The 26,763-nt window shown below is 72.9% G+C and carries 23 protein-coding genes, 1 tRNA gene and 3 pseudogenes; 12 read left to right on the top strand and 15 right to left on the bottom strand.

Annotated features, from left to right (window positions below; genetic code table 11):
• The first annotated feature begins 392 nt into the window (after nucleotides 1-392).
• From AB0903_RS07115 to AB0903_RS07105, 3 genes are all read left to right on the top strand, one after another.
• A complete protein-coding gene (locus AB0903_RS07115; RefSeq protein WP_366699799.1) occupies nucleotides 393-1,235 on the top strand; it encodes an alpha/beta hydrolase in 843 nt (280 codons plus the stop codon).
• Nucleotides 1,236-1,306: 71 nt separating this feature from the next.
• Complete coding sequence (locus tag AB0903_RS07110) at nucleotides 1,307-2,071, top strand: IclR family transcriptional regulator (protein ID WP_366699797.1); 765 nt, start codon at nucleotides 1,307-1,309, stop codon at nucleotides 2,069-2,071.
• An 82-nt stretch (nucleotides 2,072-2,153) separates the two neighbouring features.
• Nucleotides 2,154-2,480 carry a putative quinol monooxygenase gene (locus AB0903_RS07105; protein ID WP_366699795.1) on the top strand — a complete coding sequence of 109 codons (327 nt, stop codon included), beginning with the start codon at nucleotides 2,154-2,156 and terminating at the stop codon, nucleotides 2,478-2,480.
• Between the two features lie 9 nt (nucleotides 2,481-2,489).
• Here AB0903_RS07105 and AB0903_RS07100 read toward each other — a convergent pair whose 3' ends face one another.
• On the bottom strand, nucleotides 2,490-2,780 hold the full coding sequence (locus AB0903_RS07100) for a DUF1737 domain-containing protein (RefSeq protein ID WP_366699793.1): 291 nt from the start codon (nucleotides 2,778-2,780) through the stop codon (nucleotides 2,490-2,492).
• A gap of 13 nt (nucleotides 2,781-2,793) precedes the next feature.
• Entirely contained in the window at nucleotides 2,794-4,209 is a 1,416-nt protein-coding gene (locus AB0903_RS07095; protein WP_366699791.1) for an amidase, read from the bottom strand.
• A 363-nt stretch (nucleotides 4,210-4,572) separates the two neighbouring features.
• Between AB0903_RS07095 and AB0903_RS07090 the strand changes: the two are divergent.
• A pseudogene (locus AB0903_RS07090) lies at nucleotides 4,573-4,806 on the top strand (GNAT family N-acetyltransferase); the annotation flags it as partial.
• 129 nt (nucleotides 4,807-4,935) lie between these two features.
• On the opposite strand, the pseudogene AB0903_RS07085 reads toward AB0903_RS07090, so the two are convergent.
• A pseudogene (locus tag AB0903_RS07085) lies at nucleotides 4,936-5,228 on the bottom strand (NAD(P)-dependent oxidoreductase); the annotation flags it as partial.
• A 98-nt stretch (nucleotides 5,229-5,326) separates the two neighbouring features.
• A pseudogene (locus tag AB0903_RS07080) lies at nucleotides 5,327-5,428 on the bottom strand (LysR family transcriptional regulator); the annotation flags it as partial.
• 400 nt (nucleotides 5,429-5,828) lie between these two features.
• Between AB0903_RS07080 and AB0903_RS07075 the strand changes: the two are divergent.
• Nucleotides 5,829-5,902: transfer RNA gene (locus AB0903_RS07075), tRNA-Ala, on the top strand.
• A 61-nt stretch (nucleotides 5,903-5,963) separates the two neighbouring features.
• Here the strand turns inward: AB0903_RS07075 and AB0903_RS07070 are convergent.
• Nucleotides 5,964-6,926, bottom strand: a complete 963-nt coding sequence (locus AB0903_RS07070; protein ID WP_366699789.1) for an ankyrin repeat domain-containing protein — start codon at nucleotides 6,924-6,926, stop codon at nucleotides 5,964-5,966.
• A 211-nt stretch (nucleotides 6,927-7,137) separates the two neighbouring features.
• Between AB0903_RS07070 and AB0903_RS07065 the strand changes: the two genes are divergently transcribed.
• The gene (locus AB0903_RS07065) at nucleotides 7,138-7,671 is read left to right on the top strand and encodes a hypothetical protein (RefSeq protein WP_366699787.1); all 534 of its coding nucleotides are present in this window, start codon (nucleotides 7,138-7,140) and stop codon (nucleotides 7,669-7,671) included.
• 237 nt (nucleotides 7,672-7,908) lie between these two features.
• Here AB0903_RS07065 and AB0903_RS07060 read toward each other — a convergent pair whose 3' ends face one another.
• Nucleotides 7,909-8,865, bottom strand: a complete 957-nt coding sequence (locus AB0903_RS07060) for a fibronectin type III domain-containing protein (protein ID WP_366699785.1) — start codon at nucleotides 8,863-8,865, stop codon at nucleotides 7,909-7,911.
• 270 nt (nucleotides 8,866-9,135) lie between these two features.
• Between AB0903_RS07060 and AB0903_RS07055 the strand changes: the two genes are divergently transcribed.
• Nucleotides 9,136-9,999, top strand: coding sequence for a CAP domain-containing protein (locus AB0903_RS07055; RefSeq protein ID WP_366699783.1), 864 nt, complete (start codon nucleotides 9,136-9,138; stop codon nucleotides 9,997-9,999).
• A gap of 28 nt (nucleotides 10,000-10,027) precedes the next feature.
• Here AB0903_RS07055 and AB0903_RS07050 read toward each other — a convergent pair whose 3' ends face one another.
• Genes AB0903_RS07050 through AB0903_RS07040 form a run of 3 tightly spaced genes read right to left on the bottom strand, consistent with a single transcriptional unit; the run spans nucleotide 10,028 to nucleotide 12,335 of the window.
• Nucleotides 10,028-10,327, bottom strand: a complete 300-nt coding sequence (locus AB0903_RS07050) for a hypothetical protein (RefSeq protein WP_366699781.1) — start codon at nucleotides 10,325-10,327, stop codon at nucleotides 10,028-10,030.
• A 14-nt stretch (nucleotides 10,328-10,341) separates the two neighbouring features.
• The gene (locus AB0903_RS07045) at nucleotides 10,342-11,640 is read right to left on the bottom strand and encodes an ATP-binding protein (protein ID WP_366699779.1); all 1,299 of its coding nucleotides are present in this window, start codon (nucleotides 11,638-11,640) and stop codon (nucleotides 10,342-10,344) included.
• Nucleotides 11,637-12,335 (bottom strand): response regulator transcription factor, encoded by a 699-nt coding sequence (locus tag AB0903_RS07040; RefSeq protein ID WP_366699777.1) that lies wholly within the window; start codon nucleotides 12,333-12,335, stop codon nucleotides 11,637-11,639. The genes AB0903_RS07045 and AB0903_RS07040 overlap by 4 nt, the downstream gene beginning before the upstream one ends.
• Nucleotides 12,336-12,371: 36 nt before the next feature.
• On the opposite strand from AB0903_RS07040, the gene AB0903_RS07035 reads away from it, so the two are divergent.
• Nucleotides 12,372-12,959 (top strand): hypothetical protein, encoded by a 588-nt coding sequence (locus AB0903_RS07035; protein ID WP_366699775.1) that lies wholly within the window; start codon nucleotides 12,372-12,374, stop codon nucleotides 12,957-12,959.
• Nucleotides 12,960-12,985: 26 nt separating this feature from the next.
• On the opposite strand, the gene AB0903_RS07030 is transcribed toward AB0903_RS07035, so the two are convergent.
• Complete coding sequence (locus tag AB0903_RS07030) at nucleotides 12,986-13,852, bottom strand: PhzF family phenazine biosynthesis isomerase (protein ID WP_366699773.1); 867 nt, start codon at nucleotides 13,850-13,852, stop codon at nucleotides 12,986-12,988.
• Between the two features lie 171 nt (nucleotides 13,853-14,023).
• Between AB0903_RS07030 and AB0903_RS07025 the strand changes: the two genes are divergently transcribed.
• Nucleotides 14,024-15,517, top strand: coding sequence for a carboxylesterase family protein (locus AB0903_RS07025; protein ID WP_366699771.1), 1,494 nt, complete (start codon nucleotides 14,024-14,026; stop codon nucleotides 15,515-15,517).
• Nucleotides 15,518-16,106: 589 nt separating this feature from the next.
• Here AB0903_RS07025 and AB0903_RS07020 read toward each other — a convergent pair.
• From AB0903_RS07020 to AB0903_RS07000, 5 genes are all read right to left on the bottom strand, one after another.
• Nucleotides 16,107-16,688, bottom strand: a complete 582-nt coding sequence (locus AB0903_RS07020) for a hypothetical protein (RefSeq protein WP_366699769.1) — start codon at nucleotides 16,686-16,688, stop codon at nucleotides 16,107-16,109.
• 2 nt (nucleotides 16,689-16,690) lie between these two features.
• Complete coding sequence (locus AB0903_RS07015; protein ID WP_366699767.1) at nucleotides 16,691-20,572, bottom strand: hypothetical protein; 3,882 nt, start codon at nucleotides 20,570-20,572, stop codon at nucleotides 16,691-16,693.
• 236 nt (nucleotides 20,573-20,808) lie between these two features.
• Nucleotides 20,809-21,897 (bottom strand): hypothetical protein, encoded by a 1,089-nt coding sequence (locus tag AB0903_RS07010; RefSeq protein WP_366699765.1) that lies wholly within the window; start codon nucleotides 21,895-21,897, stop codon nucleotides 20,809-20,811.
• A gap of 50 nt (nucleotides 21,898-21,947) precedes the next feature.
• A complete protein-coding gene (locus tag AB0903_RS07005) occupies nucleotides 21,948-23,579 on the bottom strand; it encodes an AbfB domain-containing protein (protein WP_366699763.1) in 1,632 nt (543 codons plus the stop codon).
• A gap of 669 nt (nucleotides 23,580-24,248) precedes the next feature.
• Entirely contained in the window at nucleotides 24,249-24,596 is a 348-nt protein-coding gene (locus AB0903_RS07000) for a hypothetical protein (protein WP_366699761.1), read from the bottom strand.
• A 164-nt stretch (nucleotides 24,597-24,760) separates the two neighbouring features.
• On the opposite strand from AB0903_RS07000, the gene AB0903_RS06995 reads away from it, so the two are divergent.
• From AB0903_RS06995 to AB0903_RS06985, 3 genes are all read left to right on the top strand, one after another.
• The gene (locus tag AB0903_RS06995; protein WP_366699759.1) at nucleotides 24,761-25,501 is read left to right on the top strand and encodes a hypothetical protein; all 741 of its coding nucleotides are present in this window, start codon (nucleotides 24,761-24,763) and stop codon (nucleotides 25,499-25,501) included.
• 80 nt (nucleotides 25,502-25,581) lie between these two features.
• Nucleotides 25,582-26,178, top strand: coding sequence for an NAD(P)H-dependent oxidoreductase (locus AB0903_RS06990; protein ID WP_366699757.1), 597 nt, complete (start codon nucleotides 25,582-25,584; stop codon nucleotides 26,176-26,178).
• 309 nt (nucleotides 26,179-26,487) lie between these two features.
• Nucleotides 26,488-26,748, top strand: a complete 261-nt coding sequence (locus AB0903_RS06985) for a hypothetical protein (protein ID WP_366699755.1) — start codon at nucleotides 26,488-26,490, stop codon at nucleotides 26,746-26,748.
• The last annotated feature ends 15 nt before the right edge of the window (nucleotides 26,749-26,763 follow it).

Raw genomic sequence — 26,763 nt, 5'->3', positions numbered from 1 at the left:
TCCTCCTCTCCCGAGGCGGGCTCCGGCCTACACACACGCAAGAGGCCCCGTCCTCGGGGCCTCGGCACGTCACTCGTCCGTCTCAGCAGCCCCGTCTGCGGGGCATCATGCGGAACGCGTGCGTGATCATGCGGGGAGGTTAGCAGCACGGCGGCCGGTACCGGGAAGGCTTTCCCGGCGAGTGACGGCAGACGGGCTCCACGGCAGGTGACGGCGGCCCGGTCCGTCCCGGTACCGGGCCACTCATCAAGGACCGGCGTTCATGCCCCGGCCCGTTCACAACAGACTCCCCGCTCATGCCCCGGCCCGCATAACGTCGGCGCACAACGGACTCGAGCCCTGTCGACCGGGCCCGTTTGACCTGTCCCTGAGACCGCTGAAAGGGTCGGGCCATGGCCACGTTCCACGCCCCTGACAACACCGTGCTCGCCTACCACGTCTTCGGTGACGGCGTGCCGCTGATCTGCCTGCCGGGCGGCCCCATGCGGGCGTTCGCGTACTTCGGCGACCTCGGCGGTCTGGCGGCAAAGGGCCATCAGGTTGTCGGGCTCGACCTGCGTGGGACGGGCGCATCCGAGGCCGGCGCCGACCCGGCGTCGTACCGCTGCGACCGCCAGGTCGGCGACGTCGAGGCGCTGCGCACGCACCTCGGTCTGGACAGGATCAGGCTCCTCGGCCACTCGGCCGGGGCCGAGTTGGCGACGCTCTACACGGCCCGCCACCCGAAGCGCGTCTCGGAACTGGTGCTCGTGACGCCCGGCACCCAAGCCGTCGGCGGGCAGGTCACCGCCGAGGACCGCTTGGAGACGGCCCGGCTGCGGCGGGACGAGGAGTGGTTCCCGGCTGCCTACGAGGCCCTGGAGGCGGTCACTCAGGGGCGGGCGACCCAGAGCCACTGGGAATCCGTCGCACCATTCACCCACGGGCGGTGGGACGCGGCGGCCCAAGCGCACCGGGCGGCGGGCGCGCACCAGCGGAACCAGGAAGCCGGGGCGCTGTACGACGCGGAGGGCGCCTTCACCCCGGCGGCGACCCGCCAGGTGCTGGCGGGCTTCGAAGGGCGGACCCTGTTGCTGGCCGGGGAGTTCGACGTGGCCGCACCGCCGCGGGCGGTGGCCGCGTCCGCCGAGGCGTTCCCCCGGGCCGAGACCGTCGTCCTGCCCGGAGCCGGCCACTTCCCGTGGCACGACGACCGTGAGCGCTTCGTGCGCGCTGTCACGGATTTTCTGGGCTGAGCGCTGCAGCGGCGGCGGGCGCACCGCCGCGTAGGCTCGAAAACCACGTACGGCCCGGAAGGAAGGTGACCATGCCCCGCCCCGCCCCCGCACGCCCAACCGCACCGCAGTCGGTCGACCGCGCCCTGGAGATCCTCGACGCCGTGGCGGACGCTCCGGGACCGGTCGGGGCGAAGGCCCTGGCCAGGCAGCTGGGCTGTTCGCTGTCGACCGTGTACCACCTGCTGGGACCGCTGACAGCCCGCGGCCACCTGGTCCGGACCGCTGCCGGCTACGCTCCCGGGCCACGGCTGGCCGCGTTGCACCGGTCGTACCGGAGGCATCTGGGGATCGGTCCGCAGATTGCCGAGCTGCTGCCCCGGCTGCGGCGGGCCACCGGAGCGGAGGCGTACTTCACGGCCTACCGGGACGGCCGGATCGTCATGATCGACAGCACGGTGCCGGTGACGGACCTGAACCACCCCTTCCCGCCCGGACCCGAGACCCGGGCACACGCCACCGCACACGGCAAGGTGCTGCTCGCCGCCCTGCCGAAAGCGGCGCGGCGGCGCTACCTCGCCGAGCACGGCATGGGCCGGTTCACCGACCGTACGATCACGACGGCCGAACGCTTCGAGGGGGAAGTCGCGCAGGTACGGGGACAGGGTCTCGCGGTGTCGATGGGCGAGGCGGACCCGGAGTTCACCTGCCTGGCGACCACGCTGCCGCGGCCGGCCGACGGCCCGGACGGTGTGGTGCAGGCGGTGTCGGTGTCGCTGCCCACCTCGGACTTCCGGCGCCGGCACGCAGAGATTCGGGCGGCACTGGCACGGGCCGCGGCGACCGTGCTGCGCTGAGCGGAGAGCCGTTTTCCGGCAGAGCCGGAATCCGGCGCGCCGGAAGTGGCCGTCCGGTGTCTGTGGCGCCACTGTGGACGGCATGATCTTCATCGCCGTCAGGTTCACCGTCCGTCCCGAGTACAGCGACCGCTGGCTCGACATCGTCGACGACTTCACGCGCGCGACCCGCGCCGAGCCCGGAAACCTCTTCTACGACTGGTCGCGCAGCGTCGACGACCCCCACAGGTTCACGCTCCTGGAGGCGTTCGCCGACGCCGACGCGGGCGCGGCGCATGTGGCCTCCGACCATTTCCGGGCCGGCATGGAGTCGATGGCGGCGGCGATCGCCACCACGCCGGAGATCATCAACGTCGAGGTCCCGGGCCAGGGCTGGAACGAGATGGCCGAACTCAAGCCGGCGCGGTAGGCCACGGCTTCAGGCGCCGCCTGCTCCGGCCACGGCGGCGGTCCCGCTCCCGGCTCCGGCCGCGGTCCCGGCGGCTCCGGCTCCGGCTCCGGCTCCGGCTCCGGCTCCGGTGGGACCGTGCCGCATCGGCCAGAGCAGTGCCTGGGCGACCACGACCCGCTTGCCGTCGAAGGTGACGTCGGGGCCTTCGTGCAGTTCGTAACCGAGGGCCGGCGCCTCGCTCACCCGCCGGCAGAACGACTCGTCGTCCGGGCCGGTCAGTACGCGGTACACGGGCAGCCCGTCGGGTGGTGTGCTCATGGGCGCAACGATTTCAGAGGTCCTGGATCCGCCGGAAGGGACGGTCCGCCTCCAGCGCGAACGCGACCTCCAGCAGGGTGCGTTCGTCGCCGGGACGGCCGGAGAACATGACGCCGATGGGCAGCCCGTCCTCCGTCGCGCTCGTGGCGGGTACCGAGACCGACGGCGTGCCGACGACGTTGTTGACCGGGGTGAACGCGACGTACGCCAGGATCCGCTCGATCAGCGCCGGATAGGGGACGACCGGGCTGAGATGGCCGATCGGCGGCGTGGTGTGGGCGAGCACGGGCGAGAGGACCAGGTCGAGACCGCGGAACGCCGCCGCGTACGCCTCCCTCGTGCGCTTCAGTCTCCGCAGCACGCCCGGAGTGCGCTGCCAGCCCTTCAGATACGTTTCACGCAACCCGCGGCTGAGGCCGTCCATGCGGCGCCGGTCGAAGTCCGCGCCGAGCGTGCGGCCCGTGACACCGATCAGGAACGACAACAGGCCCCAGTAGGCGAGGAAGTCCTCGGTGAAGCGGGGGTCGAGCTTCAACTCCACCGGTTCCACGGTGTGTCCCAGCCGCTCGAGCGTCGCCGCCGTCTCCGTGACGGCCGCGCGGGTGGCGGCGTCGGATCGCACCCCGTTGGGCGAGTCCAGCAGAAGACCGATGCGGAGCCGCCGTTGTGAGGGTCCCTCGACCGGGCCGAGGGGCGGCAGCTTCGGGTTGCGCCAGTGCGTCTCCGCTGCGGCGAGGAACGCGGCGGTGTCCCGCACGGACCGGCTCACGATGCCGTCGGCGACGATGTCCAGCGGCAGTTGACGGCCCTGCGCGTTCGCCACGACCCGCCCACGCGTCGGCTTCAGCCCGACGAGGCCGCAGCAGGCGGCGGGGATACGGATGGAGCCGCCGCCGTCGTTGGCGTGCGCGATCGGCACCGCTCCGGCCGCGACGAGCGCCGCGCTGCCGCCGGAGGAGCCGCCTGCCGAGTGGGCCGTGTGCCACGGATTGCTGACGGGCGCGGCGTCCTCGTACTCCGTGGTCGGACTGAACCCGAACTCCGGGAGCCGGGTCTTGCCGAGCACCGTGACGCCGGTGCTCAGGAGTTGCCGCGTGAACGGCGCGTGCCTGCGTGCGCCCCTCGGCGCGAACGCGGCGCTGCCGTGCCCGGTGGGGAGCCCCGCGTAGTCGGTGTTGTCCTTGACGAAGGTCGGCACACCGGTGAAGACACCGCCCGCCCCGTAGCCGTGCGCCGGGACGTCGAGCTGCACCTGAACGGCGTTCAGCCGAGCCTCCACGTCCCTGACCCGCGCCGCCGCGTCCCGTGCGACCTCGACGGCGCCGATCTGGCGGCGACGGATCGCCTCGGTGAGCCCGACGGCATCGTGCTCACCGAGGGCGTCGTCGCGGAAGGCGTGCACCGTGGTCGGTTCCTCGGAAGTCGTCACTGCTGGCTCCGCCCGTGAACGCGTCGATGGTTGCCCGCCATCATTCCCTACCGGCGAGTAGCGCGCGAGGTTCCGGAGAACACGATCGCGACGGCCGGTGAAGCGGCTTCCGCCGTGCCCGGCCGGCGGAAGCAGTGGCCGACGTCCACCGCCGGCACCGGTCGCCGGCCCGCGCTGCTGCTCGGCCTCGCCGTTCGCGAGTACCGCTCCGCGGCGTCGGCCCTGTGGATGGGGGTCGGAGTTGTGATCTTCCCCAGTGCGTGTACGCGGGTGCCGTGTACACGCGCGCCGCGATCTCGCCAAGCCGGTGAAGACGCCGGATGTGCGTATCGAGGTGATCGGGGCGGAGCAGGCGCACGTGCCAGGCCCGGGTTGCTCGAACCGATGGGCGTACACCGGGAGCATCGCCGTCACGGCTACGGCAAGGCGATCACCGTCGCCTCGGCGGCCGCACTCCGGGAGCTGGGCTCCTCGAGCGCGATGGTCTGCACCCCGAGCTCCAACGTCGGCGCCGTCGCCACCTACACGTCAGCCGGCTTCCAGCCGCTCCCCGAGGTCCGGGACCGATTCCAGGACGCCGTGGCCGCGTTGCGCTGACCGACGGCATCGCGTCGTCCTGCGGCGTACCCGGCTCGCCGAGGGTGCGGCAGGTGCTGCGCATCGGTGCTCAACCCGGCGCGGGGTGCGGGCTGTCACGGGGCCCGCTCCCAGCGCGGCGGCGTCGGTTCAGCGTGGTGCTCGGATGCCGTCGATGATGCGGGTCCAGTTGTCTCCGCCGTTTCCGTCGTCGATCGCGCGCCGGTGGTGGGCCTGGACGGCCAGGGGGAGGGCGAGGTCGAGGCCGAGGGACCTGCCGGTGTCGACGATGTGGTCGGCCGTCGCTCCCATCATGGTGACCGTGCTGAGGTCACCGGGGGTGCTCTCCGGCGTCCAGTGCGGTGCCCGGGGTCTCTTCGCCGGCCGTCGTCATGGCGCCGATCGACGGTGAGGGCGAGCAGCTCCGGTAGCGCTTCCTGGGCCTTCGGCGTCCGTCGGCGCCGCACCCCCGCGTCCGTCCGACACTGCTGCCGGACGTGCGCAGCGTGCGGAGCCGGAGCCCGCCGGGGCCACCGGCCTGTTGGCTGACGGCGGGCTGGGTGCAGGACAGTTCCCTGGCGACGGCGCTGAGGCTGCCGGCGCGGCATACGGCGACGAAGACGCGCAGATCATCGAGAGTCATCAGAGTGCCAAGGTATTCCTCGGGTAGCTTCCATGAGCCTCTTCAGCGGCCACTCCACAGGGTGAACGGCGCCTTGAGGGTGACTGCTCTCCGGCCTGCGGCAAGACCGGATGCATGCGGTCGCAGTCGTCACCCGATCGGTGGCCACTCTGAAAAGGCTCAATAAGACCCTAGGATTGACTGGGGAGTTGGGACTCGCGAGGATCCTCGTGGATCCAGGGCGCCAACCTGGACCGCGTGACGGCGCGCTCCAGGTGCCGACCCACCCGCGTACGCCCAGGGTCTCCGGGGCCCCGGTCCGGGCCGGTGTCCCGTGCCCGTTCGGGACGCCGTGTGTGCAAAGTGCCGAAGAACTCAGGAGCGCCGGAGCGCGCGCGGCTCTTATGATCACGAGCGGGACGGGGCTCGTAGCGCAGTGGTTGTCGCGCCTTCACCGCATGTGGGAGGACGCCGGTTCGAATCCGGCCGGCCCCGTTCCGTTGCCCGTCGCGGCACAGCGGAGGGTCCCGGACCGACCCTGTATCTCCGCACCCCGTCAGTGGTCCCAGTAGTCGCGCCGCGGGAGTGCGGCCCACATGTCGGGCGGGCCGACGACGGGGCGAGGGTCGGTCGGGCGCAGGCCCGCGTAGGCGCAGGAGTAGGCCACCGCGTGGTGATGGCAGACATAGGAGGCGAGCACCTCCTCCGGCGTGTCGCCCACGTCCGGCGCACCGCCCGGGTGAAGGTCCGATCCCTCGATGACGCCGTCGCGGGCGGTACTGCCCTGGTCGCCGCTCTTGGGGTTGGCGTAGAGGCCGTAGCAGACGGTGCCGGCGGACAGCCGGATCAGGACGCCCGTCATCGCCGGTGCGTACCCCCACGGCTGGGTGACGACGCAGCCGCCCGGCACGGTCGTCACACCGATGATGGGGAGGATCTCCTCCAGGTCGTACTCGTACGGGTCCTCCAGCAGGCCGGCCACCTCCGCTGCGCGCGCGGGCCTCGCCTCCAGGCGCCGTATCGCCTCTGCGGCGTCGATACCGGCCACGCACGCCAGGCCCGTGCCGTCGTAGTAGAGGTCCCCCAGTGCGGCGACGAGCCTTCTGCCCTCCTGTGCCGTCGCGCGCTCCGCCTCCGTCAGCCCCCGCTCCCCCTGCGGCACGGCGAACAGGTCCGGCGTCGGTCCGGCCAGACTGAGCCGCCCCGGCGACCAGCCGCCCATCAACGGCCGCCAGGGATCGGCTCCGGCGTCGACGAGAGCACGCGCGTTGTCCGGCCGGCCGGCGACGACGGCTTCCCACAGGGCGGTGCTCCCGGCGTCGAGCGCGTCGACGTCCGCGACACGTCCGGCCAGTTCCGCGACGACTTCCGGCGAGCCGAACACCGCTGCCCGGTGCAAGGCCCGTCCCCCGCCCCACCGTTCCGGGTCCGCCCCCTCGTCGAGGCGCCGCCGGATGTCGTCGTGGTCCTGCCAGCTTCTCCAGTCCGTGTTCGCCCAGCCGTCGTTCCGACCCGTCACCGTGCCCCCTCCGACGCCGATTCGGACGGTTCCGCGCCCCGTCGCGCATACAGACACCATCGCAGCCGGGTCTGACAGCGACGACGGACACGGCCACGGTCCCGCACCCGGCCCGGGTCCGGCTCGGTCCGCCCCGCGCCCCCGCCGGGCCGTCGTCCTGCGTGGTGGGAGACTGACCGGCCGGGAACAGCACAGAGGGGCGGACGAGAACGTGCGACTGCGACGGGGGCGCGCAGGTCTGGCGGGCCTGCTGATGGTGACCGTGCTGACGACGACGGCGACCGGCTGCGGCACGCTGGTCCTGCGGGACCAGGGCCCGCTCCCGCCGCGCTCTTCGGGTCCGCCGCTGCCCGTGGACGTCGTGGTCTCGGATCTGACCTCTGCGCTGCAGGCCGAGGGCGTCACGCTGGAGCGGATGCCGCAGAAGCTCATCACGGTGGAGTGTCACGAGTATGTGCGCGGGGAGCACAAAGCGGCGACGGCGGATGCCGGGTTGAAGGCCGGGTTCGCCCGGGCGCGATCGGACCACGGATGGGTGTCGGAGCCCGGCGACGGGAAGAACGGCCAACTCCTCATCCGCAAGGGCAACTGGACGGCCACGGCCCGGCTTTCCGGCGACGGCGCGCCGGGCACGGCCGGTTCCGCCACGGCGTCGGTCCTGGTCGTCCTGGGTTGCGACGGCGCCCTCTCGAAGTCCCGCTCCCGCACCGACTCTCCGGCGCCGTCGCCCGTGCCTTCCCCGTGACCTGAGACGTCGATGCGTCGACGGTGGCCGGTGCGAGGCTCGGGACGTCATCTACCTGCCGCTCCGCCGCCATGACGCTGATTCACCCGCCGGGGCGGCGATGAGCGGCCCGCTGCCCGCCCCGGTCCGGGCCCGTACGGGCCGGGGCCGGTCGTCTTCGCGCCGCGGGCCTCAGAACTCGGCCCGCGGGCGCCTCAGAACCGAACCCCCCGCCCCGGGCGGCGAGCCTCGGCCGCTCTAACGGACCACGACGGTGCGCTGCGCGGAGAAGGCGCCCCACTTGCCGTCGGGCAGCCTGGCCCTGAGCTTGATGCTGTAGCGCGTGCCGGGTTCGTCGGTGACGGTCATGGTGTACGTGGCCGTCCCGGCGGGCGGCTGGGCGCCCCAGACGATCGTGGTGGCGGGCCTGCCGTTCAGATGGAGCTGGTGCTCCCTGACCGGGGCGCCGGTCTCCGGCGGGGTCCACCGGAGCTCGATGCCGCCCTTGCGGACGGTCGCCTCCAGGTCGGTCGGCGCCGTGTTCGCACTGTCGTCGCCCGGCGCCGAAGGGGTGGTCAGGTCCACGGAGTTGCTGTCCGGCGACGAGTTCTCGGCGGCGTCCCGGGCCCGGACGGTGAAGGTGTAGACGGTGCCCGGCCGCAGGCCGGTGACGCGGGCACTGGTCCGCGTGCCGGTGACGGTGTGGACACGGGAGTCCTCCTGGTAGACGTCGTAGGAGGTGACGCCGGTGTCGTCGGTGGCCGGCTGCCAGGTCAGGGTCACCGACGTACCGCTGTCCGTACGGCCTTCGACCCGCTCCGGCCGGGTCGGGTCCCGGTGGTCGTCGGGCGCGGCGGAGGGTGTGGTGACGGATGCGGCGGCACTGGTCCCGGACAGGTTCCCGGCGGCGTCACGCGCCCGTACGGTGAAGCTGTAGGCGGTCCGCGGGGCCAGGCCGTCGATGTCCACCATGCGCTTGGTGCCCGGCAGGGTCATGACCTTGGTTCCGGCGCGGTAGACCTCGTAGCCGGTCACCCCCTTGTCGTCGGCGGACCTGTCCCACATGACGTGCACGGAGGTGGCGCTGCCCGCCTGGGCGGTGACGCCGGAGGGTGTCATGGGCGGCCTGTCGTCCTCGGCCTCCCGCGTGGCGCAGGCGGCGAGCAGCAGTGCGGCGGAGCAGACGAGCACGGCGGGTGCGGGGGGTCGTTGCACGGTCGGGCCTCCGCGTACGGACGACGAGGATTGGTCCAGACCTGTATCCCACAGCTCGCCCGTCCACCACAAGACGTCTTTGCCGGGCCTCATGGCTTCCTTATGGCTTCTTGAAGAAGCCCTTACGACAGGCCGCACGCGCTTCGAACCGGCTTACGATCTCGGCAACCCCCCACCGTGATCCCGGTGGACGCAGCGGCGCCCACCGGGATCACGAACGCACAGCCGATCACGCACGCACAGCCGTCTTCCATCCGAGGTGTCGTTCTCATGGGTTCTCGACGAGCCGCCCGCCCCCACGCCCGTTCCCACGCCCGCCCCAAGGGCGGAACGCGGGCCCGGAGCGCCGTGCTGGCCCTCGGCGTGCTCACCGTCACCGCCGGGGTCGGAGTGACGCTGGCCACCGGCGGCGGGGACGACGCGTCGGCCCGGGTGGAGACCAACGCCGCCGCGAGCACCGCCGAGCCCTCCGAGGAGGGCGCCTCGGCCGCCGATACGTCGCCGCTCCCCACGCCCACTCCCAGCGCGAGCCCGTCGCCGAGCACCGGCGGCGCTGCCTCCGCGAAGCCGAAGCCGAAGCCGAAGCCGAAGACCGTGCCGAGCCCGACGGCCGCGCCCAGGACAAAGGCCCGGCCGACGGCGGCCGCACCGGGAGGCGGTGACGGTACGGGCGGCTCGGGGTCGGATTCGGGCTCCGGGGCGGGCTCAGGCGGGTCCGGCACCTCGGGGGGCTCGGGCGGCCTTGACGCCGACGGCCCCGAGGCGCAGGTCCTCGCGCTCGTCAACCAGGAGCGGGCCTCGGCCGGCTGCTCTCCGCTCACCTCCAACGCCGAGCTGACCCGCGCCGCCGACGACTACAGCGACGTCATGGCCCGCAGCGGCGTGATGTCCCACACCGGGCCCGACGGCTCCACGATGACCACCCGCGTCGAGGCCGCCGGATACGAGTGGTCCACGCTGGGCGAGAACATAGCCCGCGGGCAGGCCGACGCCGCCTCCGTCATGAAGTCGTGGATGAACAGCCCGGGGCATCGCGCGAACATACTCAACTGCTCGTTCAAGGAGCTCGGCGTCGGTGTCCACTTCGGTGACGGCGGCCCGTGGTGGACGCAGAACTTCGGCGCCGGCCGATAGCCCGCAAGGGCCGGCCCGGGGCGGCCGGTCACGGCAGCCGTACGGGCCGGACACAGCGCCGTATGGCGGCGGGCATCAGTACCCCGGCAGCCCTCTCCTCCTTTGTTGTGCCGGCCGGCCCGGCTGACGAGGGCCGTACTGCATGCGGGACCCGGATGCCGGGGCCGCGCAGGTCGAGCTCGAGGGCCGGCCTTCGGCACGGCTGCTCCAGGGTGTCGAGAAACCTGGGAAGCCGGAGGAAGGCCGCGTGGTCACGGGCGTCAGTAGCCGGGAGGGCCAAACCGGAGGCGTAGGTCAGGGCCATGCCGGAGGCGTAGGTCAGGGCCATGCCGGAGGCGTAGGTCACGCCAGCCCGAACGACACCCGCACCCGCGCCCCGCCCATCGGGGAACGGCCGATCTCCAGTTCCCCGTCGGCGGCCTTCGCCGCCCGCGCCACGATGTCCAGGCCGAGGCCCGTGCCGCCCCCACCGCCCACGCTGACGCCACGGGTGGGCGCCGCCTCGGGGTCGGCGACACCGGGACCGGCGTCGTCCACGGTGAGCAGCGCAAACCGGTCGCGGCGTTCCACCCGTACGGCGAAGGCCGTGCCCTGCGGGGTGTGGCGGAAGACGTTGCCGATCAGGGCGTCCACCACCGCGGCCAGGTCGTCCTCTGCGAACCGCACGGGGGTGGGGCGCGGCGTGAAGGAGCGCTCGCAGACGCGGTCCTGCTGCGTGGCGAGAACCGACCAGAAGTCCAGCCGCATCGCGACGACCTCCGCCACCTCGCAGGGCCGCCCCGTCGGCCGGCCCGTGGCCGGGCCTGCCGCGAGCGGGGTACGGGCCGCGGTGATGATGGAGTCGAGTTCCGCCTCCAGCTGCGACACGGCGTTGGTGATCCGGCGGGCGCCGGGCGACGCGCCCATGAGGTCCGCCTCGAGGTAGAGCGCCGTCAGCGGAGTACGCAGCCGGTGCGAAAGGTCGGCGACCATCTCCCTTTCGATCGCCAGCAGTTCCACCACCCGGTCGGCCATGGTGTTGAACGCGGCGCCGGCGTCCTGCAGCTCCGGCGGCCCGTCCGGCTCCACCCGTACGTCCAGGTCGCCCGACCCGAGAGCCAGTGAGGCCCGCTTCAGGCCCTGCGAGGAACGCACCACCCGGGCGCCGAGCCGGTCGGCGACGATCACGGAGCCGCCCACCAGCCCGACGGCCAGCAGCGACATCACGCCCCAGGAGGCCCACACACCGCGGGTCAGGTCCGCGGCGGGGACGTACGCCTCGACGACCGCGACCCGGTCCTCCGGCAGCACCACGGGCTGGAGATAGACCCAGCCCTCCGCGGTGTCCATGGCGAGCGTCTCCCGTTTGCGGACGGCGCGGTCGAGCGCGGACCGCGGGGCGTGCGGGGTGCCGACGAAGCCGCCGTCCGGAAGGCGTACGGCCAGCTGATCGCCGGAGTCGAGCTCGGCGACCGCCTGGTGGACGTCGGCCCGCCGCGTGGTGAGGGCGAGCACCGGCGACAGGGCGGCGGCCCGCTGCTCGGCGGCGGTGGTCACCCGGTCGCGCGCCTGCTCGCGCACCAGCAGGGCGAGGGGGATGAGGAAGGACAGCGCGACCATCGACGTCACGGCCAGCGCGATCCCGGCGAGTGCGCGTCTCATGAGGGTGACGTGACCAGTTTTATCCCGATACCGCGCACAGTGTGCAGATAGCGGGGATCCGACGCTTTTTCACCGAGTTTCCTGCGCAGGGCGGAGAGATGGACGTCCACCGTCTGGTCCTCCAGATAGGGCTGCTGCCACACGTCCGCGAGGATGCGCTTGCGGGACATGACCTGATCGGCGTGGGCCGCGAGATAGGCGAGCAGGTCGAATTCCCTCCGTGTCAGGGCGAGCTCGCGTCCGGCCAGGTGCGCGGTGCGGGCCGTCGCGTCGATCCTGAGCTCGCCGACCTGCACGACGGGCCGCCGGTCCCCACCCTCCGTGGCGTCGGACGGCCCGGAGCGGCGCAGCACGGCGGCGAGCCGGGCCGCGAGCTGGCCGCCGGAGAACGGCTTGACCATGTAGTCGTCGGCGCCGGCGTTGAGCAGCCTGATGATCTCCGTGTCGTCGTCGCGCGCCGTGGCGACCAGGACGGGCACCCGCGAGATGCCGCGGATCATCCGCAGCACGTCGAGCCCGTCCAGATCGGGCAGCCCGAGGTCGAGCACGACGATGTCGGGCGGGCTCTGGGTGACTTCGCGCAGCGCCTCGAAGCCCTGGTGGGCGGTCTTCACCGCGTACCCGTGTCCGGTGAGGACCTCGATGAGCGCGGCCCGGATGACAGGGTCGTCCTCGACGACAAGTACGGAGGCCATGAGCAGGCACGTTAGCCGGTCCGTCAGTATGGTGTCGTGTCCCGCCTCCCGCGCTATCTGCTCATCTGGCTGTCGTGCACCGCGGCCAGCGTCACGGCCGTGATGATCACGGTCCATTTCGTGGTGGGTTCGACCAGGCCGACGGCACCGGTCGCGCAGTCGGCACCGGAGGGCTTCCTCGGCTCCCCGCAGTCGTCCTCCCCCGCCGCCGGCCCCTCGCCGTCCCCCAGCCCCCGGCCGACGCCGAGCGCGCGCACGCCGTCGCCGACCCCGTCGAGTACGGCCGAGAAGCCGCGCCCGAAGACGCCGACCCCGGCGGCCCGCACCACCCCGCCGCCCCCGAAGGAGCCACCCGCGCAGCCCACCGGCGACCTGGGCGGCTGCGAAGAAGGCGGCTCCGGCGTGCACACCATCTCCTCCCAGGGCGGAAAGGCAACCGTGCGCTACGGCAGCGGCGGGGTGTGCCTCATCTCCGCCGTCCCCAACCAGGGCTTCACGGTCACCACCTCCCAGACCGCCCCACAAACCCTGACGGCCACCTTCTCGGCCGCCCGCCACCGCTCGGAGATCACGGCGACCACCGAGCCCTCGGACCGGGCGAGCGTCCGCGAGACGTCGTTCTGAGCTCCGCCCGGGGCAGGGCCCGGGTGTCAGGGGATGCGGGTGCCCGTGCCCGTGACCCGGACGCGCTTGTCGTCCTCGCGGAGTTCCACCGTCAGCACGCCCGGGCGGCCCATGTCGGCGCCCTGGTGGAGGGTGAGCACCGCCGTCTCGGGGACCAGCCCGATCTCGCGGGCGTACGCGCCGAACGCGCCGGCCGCCGCTCCCGTGGCCGGGTCCTCCACCACGCCGCCCACGGGGAACGGGTCGCGAACGTGGAAGACGCTCTGCGACTCCCGCCACACCAGCTGCGCCGTGGTCAGGTCCAGCCGTCGCATCAGCGCCTCGAGCCGGTCGAAGTCGTACGCGAGGTCAGCGAGCCGTGCGCGGGTCGCGGCGCCGAGCACCAGATGCCGTGCGCCGGCGAAGGCGATACGGGGCGGCAGGGCCGGGTCCAGGTCGGCGGCCGGCCAGTCGAGCGCGGCCAGCGCCTCTGCGAGGTCCGCGTCCGCGATCGGCTCGCTGTGCGGCTCGACCGTGGTCAGCGTCGCCCGCAGCTCACCGCCCTGCTCCGTCACCGTCACGGGCACCGTCCCGGCGCGCGTCGAGAAGACGAGGTCCCCGGTCCCGATGCGTTCGCCGAGGGCGACGGCGGTGGCGACGGTGGCGTGCCCGCAGAAGGGCACCTCCGCTCTGGGGCTGAAGTACCGGATGGTGAACGCCCTCCCGGGCTCCCCGTCGAGCCCCTCGGGCGGTGCGGTCAGGAACGCGGTCTCGCTGTATCCGAGATCCGCGGCGACGGCGAGCATCCCGGCGTCGTCGAGCCCCTCGGCGTCGAGCACGACGCCCGCGGGGTTGCCACCCTCCGGATCCCGGGAGAAGGCGGTGAATCGCAGCACTTCGGTCGTGGTCGTCATGATCGCCGGAACGCCAGGGCGGGGCGCTTTGTTCCCACGTCCCCGTGCCGTCGGGATCGCCGTCCGGGCCGCGTACGGGACGGCAATCCCGGTGGCGCCGCCGCGCGGCGCACTGACATGATCACCGCCGGAGCGCCCCCGCGGGGGGTGAGAGCGTGGGGAGCGGTGACCGTGGACGTCTTCCGGACGAAGGACGGCCCGGTGCGCGGACGCCGGGTGGCGGACGGCGACGTGGTGGCGGTGCTCGGAGTGCCGTACGCCACGCCGCCGTTCGGAGCCGCGCGGTTCCGGGAACCGCTGCCGGCCGAGCCCTGGCGGGAGGTACGGCGGTGTACCGGCTACGGGCCCGTCGCGCCGCAGTCGGCCCAGCTGCCGGGGGCGCCCGCGTGGTCGCCCGGCGACGAGGACGTCCTGACGCTCAACGTCTGGACACCGGCGGACGCGGCCGAACTGCCCGTGCTGGTCTGGATCCACGGCGGGGCGTACACCTTCGGTTCCTCCGCGCAGCCCGACTTCGACGGCACCGTCCTGGCCCGTGACGGCCGCGTGGTCGTGGTGACGCTCAACTACCGGCTGGGATTCGAGGGGTTCGGCCATGTCCCGTCGGCCCCCGCCAACCGCGGCCTGCTCGACCAGGTCGCGGCGCTGCGCTGGGTGCGGGACAACATCGGGGCGTTCGGCGGTGATCCCGGCAACGTCACCGTCGCCGGGCAGTCCGCCGGGGCGACGTCCGTCGCCTGCCTGATGGTGATGGACCGGGCCAGGGGCCTGTTCCGCCGCGCGATCGCGCACAGCGCGGTGGGCCCGTGCTTCTCTGCCGCTCTCGCGCGGGACATCACGGCGAGGGTCGCGGCGGCGGCGGGCGTGCCGGCGACGGAAGACGGTCTGGCGGCCGCCTCGCCGAAGGCCCTGGTGACCGCCTCCGACGATGTCGTGGACACCTTCCGCCGCGACGCGGCGTCCGGCCATCTCCATTACGACCCCGTGATCTACGGCCCGGTGGTCGACGGCGAGGTCCTGCCAAGGGAGCCGCTCACCGCCGTGGCGGCGGGCGCCGCGTCGGACGTGGACCTGCTGGTGTGCCACACCACGCAGGAGTGCTGGTTGATGGACGCCGTCGGCAGCGGCCCCGGGATCACCACACCGGACGGGCTGGATCGGTTCGCCGCCGACTTCGGGCTGCCCGAGGGCCTGGTCGCCGGCTACCGGGAACTCATGCCGGACGCCCCCGTCGCCGACATCCACCTCGCGGTCTTCGGCGACCTGCTCTTCGCCGAGTACAGCAGCCGGCTCGCCGAGGCACAGGCACGGGCGGGCGGACCCGCGTACTCGTCACGCTTCGACCGGCGGCGCACCGGGCCCGGCGGCGAGGTGCGGGCCTGGCACTGCGCCGACGTGCCCTTCGCGTTCGGCAACCACACCCTGCCCGCCGTCGAGTTCCTCATCGGCGGCCCGCCCTCCCCCGCGGACCACCGCCTGGCCCGAAGCATGGTCGCGGCGTGGGCGGCCTTCGCCGCGACGGGCGAACCGGGCTGGCAGCCCCTGGGAACGACGGGCACCGGGCCGGTCCACGTCTGGGCCCCGGACGACACCCGGGACCGGCCTCCGCTACCGGACACCCGGGCACTGTGGCGGGACGCCGAGTACCGGCCGCTGGGGCTTTGAGGGGGCGCGGCGCGGGCTCGTGCACAGCCCCGACGAGCAGTCGGTCACCGACGCATCCAGTGTGGCGTTCGCCTTGTGGCCGGCCCAGGTCCACCAGCGGGCGTAGCCGCCGCTCACACGGGTCACGACGGTGCCCCCGGGATGCACGGCGTCGATGAAGTGATCACAGGTCTCGGCCAGCGCCGCTGTGGCCCGCTTGGTCGAGGTTGACCGGCGGCTCGGTTCCGAGCAGCACCTCGCGCTCCGCTCTTGTCAGCTCGAACAACGTGGCGCGTCCGAATCCCAGGGCGGTCCGTCTGGCCTTCCCGCCGCTGTCGCTCGGCTCGACGTAGGAACGCGGCCCGCACCGTCTCCACCGGGATCTCCCCCGGCCCCTTCGGCTGCATCGACATCCGCACCCACCCCATACGACAACGTCGGCCTTCAAGACCCAACGGGTCTTGAAGGCCGACGTCACGCCAGGCCCCGGATCAACCAACAGCATCGGACATCGGCGGAGCCTTCCTCTATTGTCCGCGCGGACGCTGTCAGCGAGCGGATGTTGCCCGAACGCGCGCTGTCGGAACGGACGCCGCTAGAACGGACGCCGTCAGAGCGGGCGGGGAAGGGAGAGCAGGGTCATTCCTCTTCCGGCCTCCTCCCTCCTCAGATCCGGCCGCGCGCTCAGGACCGTCTCCGCAAGCGGAGCGCTCACGAGCAGCCGGTCCGGGAAGACCGACGGCGCCTCTCCCTCGTAAAGCACCGCGGCGTCCCAGTCGCCCGGGTCGCTCGCGCCCTGCCGGTCGACGATCACGGCACGGGTCGGCGTCGGGAGTCCCGTCGCCGCCGCGACGACGGCCGCCTCGACCGTGTCGGACTGCTCCGTCGTGAGGCCGTCCAGCCAGAGCGTCTGGATCTCGCAGCCCAGCGGTTCGTACGCGTACTCGTCGACCACGTCGACGTCCGCGGAGAACCACCAGTTCATCGTGATGGACGCGATGCGCAGTCCGAGAAGGCGGCCCAGCTCCTCCCGGCGCATGGGGACGCTCTCCCCCTCGACGTCGAGGACCACGGCCGTGCCGTGCGCGGGGTGCACGAGTCCGATGCCGTGCGACGCGAACAGCTCCGCCTGGGCGTCGAAGACCGATGTGGCGCCCGACTCCCGGTACCACCGGATGAACCCGTCAGCCATGGCTAGCAGCTCGGCAGCGTGAAGATGTGCACATTCTCTTCTCCGAAGACCTTCTTGGCCTGCTTGATCGCGGATTCCGGCGTGTTGTCGGCCAGGTAGTAGACCGCCTTCACCCCGGCCTCGTCGGCAGCGTACTTGTTGATCTTGAGGGCCTTACCGAACTTGGACGGGTTGGCCGCCTTGGCGCCGCCGCCGACGTAGATGTACTCGCCGTTCGGTCCGATGACGTCGAGGCCGCTGGATCCCACATTGGGCATGACGATCTTGATGTCCTGCCCCTTGTCGTCCTTGGCCACCTTGCCGCCGACGAGCTTGGCGATGTACTCCTCCCGCTTGAGGCCCACGTTCTCCGCGTCCTTGCCGCCTCCGGACATCACCGCGAACGCGCGGTGTGTTCCGCCGGCCGACAGCAGGGAGCTCCGCGCGACGGGGCCGTTCTTCTTCTTGCCCGTCACGCAGGCCGGAAGCTTCTTCCACGCGGTGTCGAGGACGTCGTCCGCCTTGTCGACCAGCTTCTTGGCCGCGGCCGACTTGTCCAGGAAGTCGTCGATCCCCCAGATGATCTTGCCGAGCTTCGGAAGCTTGGAGACGATCTTCGCGGCCTTGGCCCAGGGCAGGTTGGTGACGACAGCCCACAGGCAGGTCGGGATGTCGGGGTCGTCCCAGCACTCCTTGATCTCCTCGGCGGCGAGTTCGACGAGGAGATCGGCGCCGTTCTCCATCAGGTAGTCGAGCAGGTCCTGCTGCGCGAGCGCGCGGGCCGCCTCGTACTGCTCCTCGGTGATGCCCGCGGCCTCGAGCGCCTTGCGTTCGCCCTCCTCCAGGGAGTAGGAGCCGTCGGTCTTTTCCTTGCTCTTGGCCGCCTCCTCGCGGGCCTTGCGCTGCTGCTCGCGCTGGTACTCCTCGGCCCGCCGGGCCGCGGCGTCCGCCTCCTTGGCGTAGGTGCCGGCGTTCTTCGCCGCAGTCTCGGCCGATGTGGCGTGCTTCTCGGCGGACTCGGCGAGCTTGGCAGCGTCGGCGGCGTCCTTCTCGGCCTGGGTGGCCGCCCCCTGCGCGACGCTCGCCTCCTTCTCGGCCAGAGCGGCGGCGCTGCCTGCGGCCGCCGCCTGGTTCTCCGCGTCGGCGGCGGCGCCGCGGGCGCGCTGGGCCTCGGCCTCGGCCTGGGTCGCGGCGTTGCGTGCCGCCGCCGCGTCCGCGAACGCCTGGTTCGCGGCCTGGCGGGCCAGCTTCGCGTCGGCCTGGGCCTGCGCGTCGGCCTCGTTGGCGCGTGCCGCGGCGGCCCGGGCCTTGGCGCCGTCCTCAGCCGCCTGGGCCGCCGACTTCGTCGCGGCCACCGAGGAGCGTGCGGCGTCGGCGGAGGAACGTGCCGCGGCGGCCGCCGCCTTGAACGCGGGCGCCACCTGGGCGTTGGCGCGTGCCGCGGCGGCTGCGGCCGCGTCGGCGGCCTTGGCCGCCTCCGCTGCTCGGGCCTCGGCCTTCGTGGCCTCGGACGCGCCCATGCCGAGAGCGGCCTGCGCCACCTCGGCGGCGAAGTCGGCGTCCACGTCCGCGCCGGTGAACGGCGCGGTGAGGAGGATCGCCGTGTTCGCCGGGTCGGCGATGCCGGCGGCGGTGGTACGGGCCGATGTGGCGGCCTGGGCCGCGGTGGTGGACTGCAGGCGGGCCATGGCCGCTTCGCGGGTAGCGCCCTCCGCCTCCTCCCGGGTGCGGTTGGCCGCCTGGAGCGCCTGGTTGGCCTGGATCGCGGCCAGTCCGGCGAGACGCGAGGCCTCGTGCGCGGCGATGCCGGCGCGGGCCTCCTGCGCGGTGGCCTCGGCCGCCTTGGCGTTGGCCCGCTGCGCCGCGGCGCGGGTGGCCGCGGCCTGGGACTCCGCCCGGTTCGCCGCCGCGTTCGCCGCGGAGGCCGCGGCCTCCGCCCGGTTCGCGGCCGCGTTCGCGCGGGCCGCGTGCGCGGTGGCCTCGCTGGCCGCCGCCCGCGCCCGCGCGGCCGCGCCGGCCGCCTCGATCGCCGCCGAACGCGAGCGCACCGCCGCGCCGGAGGCATGGTTGGCCGCACCGCGGGCCGTGCCGGCCGCCGTACCCGCCGCGTCGGCGGCGGACCGCGCCTCGGTGGCCGCCGCGCGCGCTGTCTCAGCGTGCTCGGTGCCCTTCGCCTTGGCGGCGAGCGCCGCGGTCGCCTTGGCCCTGGCCTCTTCGACCCTGTGGGCGCGCTCGGCCTCTACAGCCTTGTTCCGGGCGTTGCGGGCCTTGGTCTCCTCGCCCCGGGCCAGCTCGTCGGCCTTGGCGGCGATGCCCTCCTGGGTCTGCGCCCGGGCCCGCTTCTCGGCCGCCACGGCGGCCGCGGCCTGGGCGTCGGCCCGCCTGGCCGCCGCGGTCCGCGCCTCCGCCTCGGCACGCGCCCGTGCCTGGGCGGCCGCCTCACGCTCGCGTTCCGCGCGTACCCGCGCGGCCGCGGCCAGGTCGCGCTCGCGCTCGGCGACCGCCCGCTGCTCGGCGGCGATCCTGGCCTGGCGCTGTGCCTCGATCCGCGCGTCGCGGGTCTTCCTGGCGTGGTCCCACGCCTGTTTCTCGGCCCGCTCGGCCTCGATGCGCGCCGTGCGGGACTTGGCCGCCGCGTCCGCCGCGATCTTGGCCTGCCTGGCCGCCGCGTCCGCGAGCCGGGCCGCCGTCTTGGCGTGCTGCTCGGCGTTGGCCCGCCACGCGGCGGCCTGCCGCGCGTGCAGCTCGGCCTGGTTCTTGGAATTCAGCCCGGCCGCGTCGGCGGCCGTGGCGTCCACTGCGTGCTGTGCCGTCGCCGCCGCCTGGGCGGCCGCGTCGGCCGCGGCCGCGATACCGGACGCGACCTCCGACCACTGCATGCCGTGCTTCAGACCGGTCTCCACCAGCACGTCGGCCTGCACCTTGGCCTGCCCGGCGGCCACCTGCGCCTGCTTCACGGCCGACTGGGCGATGCCGACCTGCCGGGCGATCTCCGTCTTCACCGGCGCGTAGTCGGACAGCCGCTTCCCCGCACGGTCGGCGGCGAGCATCCGGTCGGCCTCACGGGACTGCGCGGCCGCGGCGTTCATCGCGTTCGCCGCGGTCTTCAGCGCCTTCACCGCGCTGCCGTGGGCGGCGATCAGCTTCGTACGGGCCCCGGCGGCGCGGGCGGCGTTCGCGGCCAGCTCGCGCAGCCGCTCCGCCGCCTCCAGCGCCTCCTTCTGCGCCTTCTCGTGCGCCGCCCGGTCGTCCGCGTCCTTCTGCGCGGCGACGAGGTAGCCCTTCTCCAGGAACTCGGCGATGACCTGGTCGTCGCCCGTGGCCAGAGCCGCCTGCGCCGCCCGCTTCACCTCGGGGCCGCCGACCGCGGCGAGCATCTCGACCCGCTTGCGGTTCTCCGCCGCGCGTTCCGCGTCGTTCTGCTCGGTGGCCTTGTCACGCTGCCGTGCGATCTCGGCGCCGAAGGCGAGGAAGTCGGCGCGGTCCTGCGCCGTGCCCTTCAGAACGCGTTCGACCTCCGCGTTGAAGAACGGGCCGCCCGTGCCCCGCATCGCCTCGATCTGACGGCGATGGGCGACGTCGGCCGCGTTCCTCTTGTCCTTGGCGCGCTGCCGCGCCTCGGCCTCTCCCCGCTCGAGGAATTCCCGGATCGCGTTCGGATCGGTGCTCTCCAGCGCCTTCCTCGCGGCCTCGCGGACCTCCTCCTCCTCGTCGAACTCCGCGAAGTCCTCCACGAGCTGCCGGTCGCGTTCCGCGCTGATCTCGTCGAGCGCGGTGCGGGCCGGGGAAGGCCCCGTCTTCGGTAGTCCGGCCAGTAAGGGTTCGAGCGCGACCGTGTCCGTCGGCCGCTGGGTGACGACGGCACCGGCCTCCCCCGCCGTGCCGGCGAGTACGGCCAGAGCCATCACGGCGGACAGTGCCCTGCCCACCCTGCCGGGCCGGCGCCCGACCGTGCCTCCGGCCCGCGGCCGGAATCTTCCTCTCACGGGAAACCCCTTCAACGTCAACGAACGCGTCGGCGAGAGAACCGAGCGAAGAGACAGCCCCTGCCCTCGGTGGGTGGGCAGGGGGAGACGGGCCTCGGCCGGTGGCGGACGAGACCCGCGGTACGGGCCCGGCGGCGCGCGCCGGGCCCGCGACGTCAGCCCTTGACGCGGTGCTCGCCGTCCCGGGCGCGGTCGGCCATGTCCTTCCAGAAGGCGGCCGTCTCGCCGGCCTCCGTGTGCTCCCGGGTCCAGTCGCCCTGCCGAGCGTCGGCCGGGGCGGCGATCTGCGCCCAGATGCCGTCCGCGCTCTCCTTGGCGAGCCGGGCGATGTTCTGCCAGCTCTCGGTCTGCGCCCTGGCCGACTCCTGCTCGGCCAGCCAGGCTCTGTGGGCGCCGTCCGCCTGCTCGGCCACGGCCTGCCAGGCATGTTCGGCCTCGGCGCGCGCCTTCGCCGCGTCCGCCGACGACGTCAACGCCTCCTCGGCGGCGACCGCCTTCGCGATGAGCTGCGTCAGCACGTGGTGGCGGCGCACCTCCGTGTCCGCCACGCGCAGCCGGTACGCCTCCACGTCCAGTGCCGCGCCGGTGGCCCAGCCGTAGCCGAAGAACTCCGTCACGTCCGCGTCCGTGGAGCCGGGCCGCAGCGCCCACCGGGCGGCCGCCCGCACCTGCTCGCCCGGGTCGCCGTCGGCGAGGGCCCGGACGAAAGCACGATCGCGCTCGGCGACTTCCAGCCTGTGCTGCGTATCGGCCTCCCGCCTCGTGCGGTCACGCTGCTGCGCCTGGGCGTAGCCGGTCCTCACGAACGCGGCCCGGTCGGTGTCGGTGCCCTTCAGCGCCCGCTCGGCCGCCGACCGCACCTCGGGGGAGAACTCCGCCGGATGCGTGCGCACCACCCGCTCGCAGAACGCCCGGTTACGCGACCGCGCGTCGCGCAGGCGCTGCTTCGCCGCGTCATAGCCACCCCCGGGGGCCAGCCAGTCGGCGATCGCGGCGTCGCCCCGCGAGCTGCGCAGCGCGTTCCACGCCGACGTACGGATCTCCGCGGGCAGCCCCGACTTGGCCAGCCGCAGCACGCGCGCACGTGCCTCGGCCGCCGCTGCGGCCGCCACCGGAGATGCCTGATCGGTCGACGGGACAGTCACCGCCGCGTGCGCCCGCGGGGTCGCCGGGTCGGCTGTCGCGCCGCCGACGGCCAGCACGCCGACTGCCAGCCCTGACGCGACCCATCTACGGTGCCGCACGGCGGCACCTGCGAATTCTGCACTCACTCCTGCACTCACCGTCGCTCGTCTCAGGGCGCCAGTGGCGCGGAGATACGCCAGACCGCCGGAAGGACCGGCTTGGCCTCTCCGGGCTTGCCGCCAGGCAGGGGGAAGGTGAAGTCGTCACGGGCGTAGACGGCGGACGTCGTGGGCGCGAGCCAGTTCGTACCGCTTCCGGCGGGCTGCGTGAAGGACGCGGAGACGCCGAACCGGTCCGGGAACTTCAGGGCCTTGCGGTAGCACCACGTGGCGCTGTTGCGGAACTTGGAGCTCCGGTCGTCGGCGGCAACCTCCACGCGCAGGCCGTCCTTCTCGGCCTTGCCGCTCCGGAGGTAGTGGCCGGGCTTGCGCACCGACTCGAAGGAGTAGCAGCCGGGCCGGCCGGCCAGGGACGGCACGACGACCCAGGTTGCTTCCTCGCGGTCGCTGAGGGCGCTCTTGGAGTTGATCGACGTGCTGAGGAGTACCTTCCCGCGGTCCGCGCTCGACTGGTGGGCGATGCCGCTCTTGCCCCACACCTGCAGGGTCTGGCGCTTGAGCCGGTGCTGGGTGTCGGCCTTCAGGAAGTGGGCGACGGCCTCGTCAGTGCCGGCCAGCGCCTTCTTGGCGGCGGCGACGAGGTGGGGGTTGACCCCGCCGTTCTCCGCTGCGGCCTGGATCTGCAGGGCGAGCTTGCGGTTCGCCTCCGCCAGCTTCTTGCGCCGGTTCTCGTCGTCGCGCTTGTACGCGGCGTCGGCACCGGTGTGGATGTACACCTTCCATACGGCCGGGTCGGAGCTGAGGGTGGCGCGCTGCGCCTCGGCGTAGAGCTCGGAGCCCCGCAGGTCGGCGGGGGCCTGACGCAGGAGCTCGCGGATGAAGTTGTCGTCGCTCAGGGCAAGCATGGCCGGAGAGGGCGTGATACGGAACAGGGCGGCGGCGCTCTTGCGGGCCGCCTCCTCATTCCGGCGCTCGGCCTCCTTCCGGTTCTTCTCCTCCAGTTCCTTCAGCTCGTTGGCGACGTCCCGCTTGTGGGCCTCGCGGGCGCCGTTGACGATGAACTCGCGCCAGTCCTCCGGCTCGCCGAGCAGCGCGTTCAGCGCGGCCGACCGCACTTCGGGGCCGGACGCCTCGTGCTTGGCGACGGTCCGGATGAAGTTGTCGTCGCTCAGGGCGAGAAGCTCGGGGCTGCTGGGGATGCCGATGACGAGCAGGACCTGGGACCTGGCCAGCCGGTTCGCCCGCTCCTCCTCGGCCTTCTCCCGTTCGCGCTGCTGGTCGAGCCTGTACGCCTCGTGGATACCGGACGCGATGAACCGCACATGGTCGTCCTCGACCGTGCTGGCCATCGCCTGCTCGGCGGCCGTACGGACGGCGTCGAGCTTCTCGCCCGCGTCGCTGGCCTTCTGCCACAGGGCGTGGATGAAGTCGTAGTCGCTGAGCAGGAGAACGTCGGCGGTCGGGTCGAGCCGGACCACGGCGGCGGCCTCGACGCGCTGGTCGTCGGTCGTGCCGATACCGCCCGCCGCCCGGGCGGCGATGTCTGCCGCCACGGGGGCGCCGCCGTCGGCGACGGCCGACGGCACGACGGCACCGGTTACGGCGGCGAGAGCGGTGGCGGTGACGATGCCGCGCGTCACGATCCGTCGTCTGCGCGCGGAGGCAGTGTGGTTGGTCTGCATGATGGTGTGAAATCCCCCTTCGCCGCCGGCGAACCGACGGCTTGGCATGAGCAGGGTGGCGGCGGACGGCAGCCACGTGAAGCAGGTGTCGGACGGGTGGGCACCACGTTGGTCGTCGCGGTGCACGGCACGTCCGCATGCCGACCGCCGCGGCCGGACACCGGTGGGCTGGACACCCGTGGGCACCGGGACGCGCAGTCGGCGGTCGCTCACGGCATGGTGAGCGAGGAAACTGCAGAGAGATGGCAGAAAGACGAACGGGTAGAACGCCCGAGGTTCAGCGGAGAGAGGCGGGAAGGGCAGGAAAGACGCCTACGGCTCTCGCACAGCCGGGAGATCCGTTCGACAGCTCGGCAGCAGCACAGACGCCGGCCTCCGGCAAGACTGCATGCAGAAAACAACGCCCCACAATTCCCCCTGCAATACGCAGCAAACACCTGGGCGCCCCGGCCACCGAAGCACCACGGCCCCGCTGATCCCCTCCGGCACGCCGTCCGGTCAAGTTGGTCAACAGGACCCTAACCCGCGCGTGTCGGGCCGCGCAAAGATCTTTCTGGCGCAGTGACACGTCTCGCATTCGGTGGATGCAGTTCCGCTTCAACGAGGCCAGACGACCTGCGCACTACCCGCGCCCTGGGTGTGCGCCATATGGCGTGCGAGCGACGACGATCAGCACGCGACGGTGGTGTGCGGCGCCTTCCACCAGCGCCAGTGCACGCCGTGCCACTGGTGGACCCACGGCATCAGCTCCTGGATGCCGGCGATGAGCGGCGTGAGGCGCGGAGTGTCCCAACCGGTTTGCTCGGTACGGTCATTGATCACGTCGACCAGCGCCCGCACCTGGTCCTTGTGATCCCAGTCGGCCCAGCCCAGAAGCGTCCGGTCGGAGTCGGGTGACGCGTCGGGGCAGGAGATGAACCGCTCTTTGGGGACGTCGGGCTTCCCGCGATGCGACCAGTAGGACGTCTTGAGGAAGTCGGCCGACGGAACAAGGACGGGCATACGGGCTGCGTCCACGAAGGGCGCCCCTGTGCCGGTGCCATGTGCGGGGCAGTCGAAGCGTTCCCGGGGGCGACTCCGACGGCCCGTGCGCACCGCTGACCAGGACGGACTCGGCGAGGGGTGCGGGGTGTCCCCGCCGGTCGCTGGCGCGCCTGGTCCTGTCCGACCATGCGGCCGGTGTGTCCGACGCCGCCGACTCCCTGGTGATCACCCGGTACGACGTGTACGCCGGGCCGGGCGGACGGGTCAGTGAGGCGCACACGCTGACGCGACTCGCGGCGAGGGTGCTGGCGGACGCCGTGGTCTACGAGCGCGAACGTGGCAGCTCGCGGGAGGACATCGGCCAGTATCTCGGCGTCGGCGCGACCGCCGCGGAGCAGCGATTCACTCCTGATCTCGACCGCTGGGCCTCGGCACTTGAGTCCCCGTACCGCCTGGACGAGTCGGGACGCAAACGCGTCCTGCGACTACCCTCCGCGGCACACGACCCTGACTACGCCTGCCGTCGGCTCGACCTGCGGGCCAGGCTGCGCCTGGGCGTGTGGGAGGACGACCGGGCCGTCAGCGCCGCCCTGTTCGCGAACGACGCATCGGACGCGATCGCCGGTCCCGAGGTCCACGAGATGAGCGGCAGCATCCGGCAGCGCAACCTCGAGCCCTTCCTGGAATTGCTGACCAGGTACATCCGGAATGACGACCTCGACCGGAACTCCGTCGCGCGGGGACTCGAAGGCACCGACGGCCAAGCACCGGACAGCTGGTACTCGTATGCTCTGGAGGGGTTGATCCACACTGTGAACGTGCGCATGGCGCGGGCCATCGGCGAGGACAAACTCTCGATCGTCATCGCCGGTGCCGTCTCCGCGGAGGTGCGACTCAGGATCGACACCCTCATGGACGCCTTCTCCGCAGGCGACTGACCATCTCAAGTCCGACGGCCGGGCGGACGGCCCTGGGGACGGGCCGCCCGGCCGGTAGCGATTCCGGGGAGCTGACACACATGCGCATCGGCGTCTACGTCGCGCATCCGCGACACGGCAGTTTCAACCACGCGCTCTTCGACGCCGTCGTCGACGAGCTGCGGCAGCGCGGCTGCGAGGTGTTCGCGCACGATCTGTGTGCCGAGGGGTTCTCGCCGGTACTGACCGCCGAGGAGACGGAGACCGTCCAGGCGGCGGAACGCTCCGATGACGCCCAACTCGCCCTGCACCGGGGCGAGGTGGCCACGCTCGACGGTCTCGTCTTCGTCCATCCCAACTGGTGGGGCATGCCGCCGGCCGTACTCGCCGGGTGGGTGCAGCGGGTGTTCGCGCCCGGTGTGGCGTACAAGCTGGGCACCGCGGACGGTGAGCCGGTCGGGCTGCTCAGGGCCGGGCGGGCGCTCGTGCTGAACACCTCGGACACGCCTGCCGAGCGGGAGCACGGCGAGTTCGGCGACCCGCTGCAGCGCATCTGGGCGGCGTGCGTGCTGCCGTACGTCGGGATCGCGGACGTCCGCCGGGTCGTCTTCCGGACGGTCGGCGACTCGACCGCTGAGCAGCGCGCCGACTGGCTCCGCCGGGCCCGTGAGCAGGCCGCGGCCCTGCTGGACCGCTGACCGGGCCGACCGGGCCGACCCGGCCCGTTGGCCGTGGCCTACGATCGGCTGCCATGGTCACAGTGATCGTGACCGTCGCGCTGGCATTCGTCGGCTGTCCGGCGACCTACCTCAACGGACTGTGGCTGGCGCGGGCCACCTCCGACTGAGCGAGTTCTACGGGCCGTTGTTCGCCCTGATGGAGGCCGACGGCCGGGTCTACGACACCTTCGCGGCCACGTACACCCGCCCGGACGGCCGTGATCCGTTCCACCACGACACGCCTCCCACCGACGAGGAGCCGGCCGGTGGCGGACCGGGGCCACGACGGTGTTCATCCCCAACATCCGGGCGATGCGGGGCGTGGTGGTCACCAAAGCCGATCTGCTCATCGAGGAGGAGACGCCTCCGGTCCTCCTCGAACTGTGCGCCCATGTCTCCGGTTACGAGATAGCGGCGGCCCGCTGGGCCGAGGGCGACCTCAAGGAGCACCTGCCGGTGATCCGCTTTCCCGGCCGGGAGCTGCGGGAGTACACCCGGGACCGCTTCGCCCGACTGAAGGGCGAGCAGGCCCGGCTGCTCGGCCGCTGACGCCGGACCACCCCC

Source organism: Streptomyces sp. NPDC048389, assembly GCF_040706335.1.
Lineage (GTDB): Bacteria > Actinomycetota > Actinomycetes > Streptomycetales > Streptomycetaceae > Streptomyces.
The sequence above is the reverse complement of the archived record's forward strand: the minus strand, read 5'-3'. Positions and strand labels throughout refer to the sequence as shown.

Excerpts from the sequence above, each read along its gene's own strand:
- AB0903_RS07020 (WP_366699769.1), bottom strand. The coding sequence starts at position 16,688 with ATGGCTGACGGGTTCATCCGGTGGTACCGGGAGTCGGGCGCCACATCG.
- AB0903_RS07105 (WP_366699795.1), top strand. The coding sequence starts at position 2,154 with ATGATCTTCATCGCCGTCAGGTTCACCGTCCGTCCCGAGTACAGCGAC.
- AB0903_RS07040 (WP_366699777.1), bottom strand. The coding sequence starts at position 12,335 with ATGGCCTCCGTACTTGTCGTCGAGGACGACCCTGTCATCCGGGCCGCG.
- AB0903_RS07030 (WP_366699773.1), bottom strand. The coding sequence starts at position 13,852 with ATGACGACCACGACCGAAGTGCTGCGATTCACCGCCTTCTCCCGGGAT.
- AB0903_RS07050 (WP_366699781.1), bottom strand. The coding sequence starts at position 10,327 with ATGGCCCTGACCTACGCCTCCGGCATGGCCCTGACCTACGCCTCCGGT.
- AB0903_RS07045 (WP_366699779.1), bottom strand. The coding sequence starts at position 11,640 with ATGAGACGCGCACTCGCCGGGATCGCGCTGGCCGTGACGTCGATGGTC.
- AB0903_RS07110 (WP_366699797.1), top strand. The coding sequence starts at position 1,307 with ATGCCCCGCCCCGCCCCCGCACGCCCAACCGCACCGCAGTCGGTCGAC.
- AB0903_RS07055 (WP_366699783.1), top strand. The coding sequence starts at position 9,136 with ATGGGTTCTCGACGAGCCGCCCGCCCCCACGCCCGTTCCCACGCCCGC.
- AB0903_RS07015 (WP_366699767.1), bottom strand. The coding sequence starts at position 20,572 with ATGGCTCTGGCCGTACTCGCCGGCACGGCGGGGGAGGCCGGTGCCGTC.
- AB0903_RS07100 (WP_366699793.1), bottom strand. The coding sequence starts at position 2,780 with ATGAGCACACCACCCGACGGGCTGCCCGTGTACCGCGTACTGACCGGC.
- AB0903_RS06990 (WP_366699757.1), top strand. The coding sequence starts at position 25,582 with ATGCGCATCGGCGTCTACGTCGCGCATCCGCGACACGGCAGTTTCAAC.
- AB0903_RS07005 (WP_366699763.1), bottom strand. The coding sequence starts at position 23,579 with ATGCAGACCAACCACACTGCCTCCGCGCGCAGACGACGGATCGTGACG.
- AB0903_RS07115 (WP_366699799.1), top strand. The coding sequence starts at position 393 with ATGGCCACGTTCCACGCCCCTGACAACACCGTGCTCGCCTACCACGTC.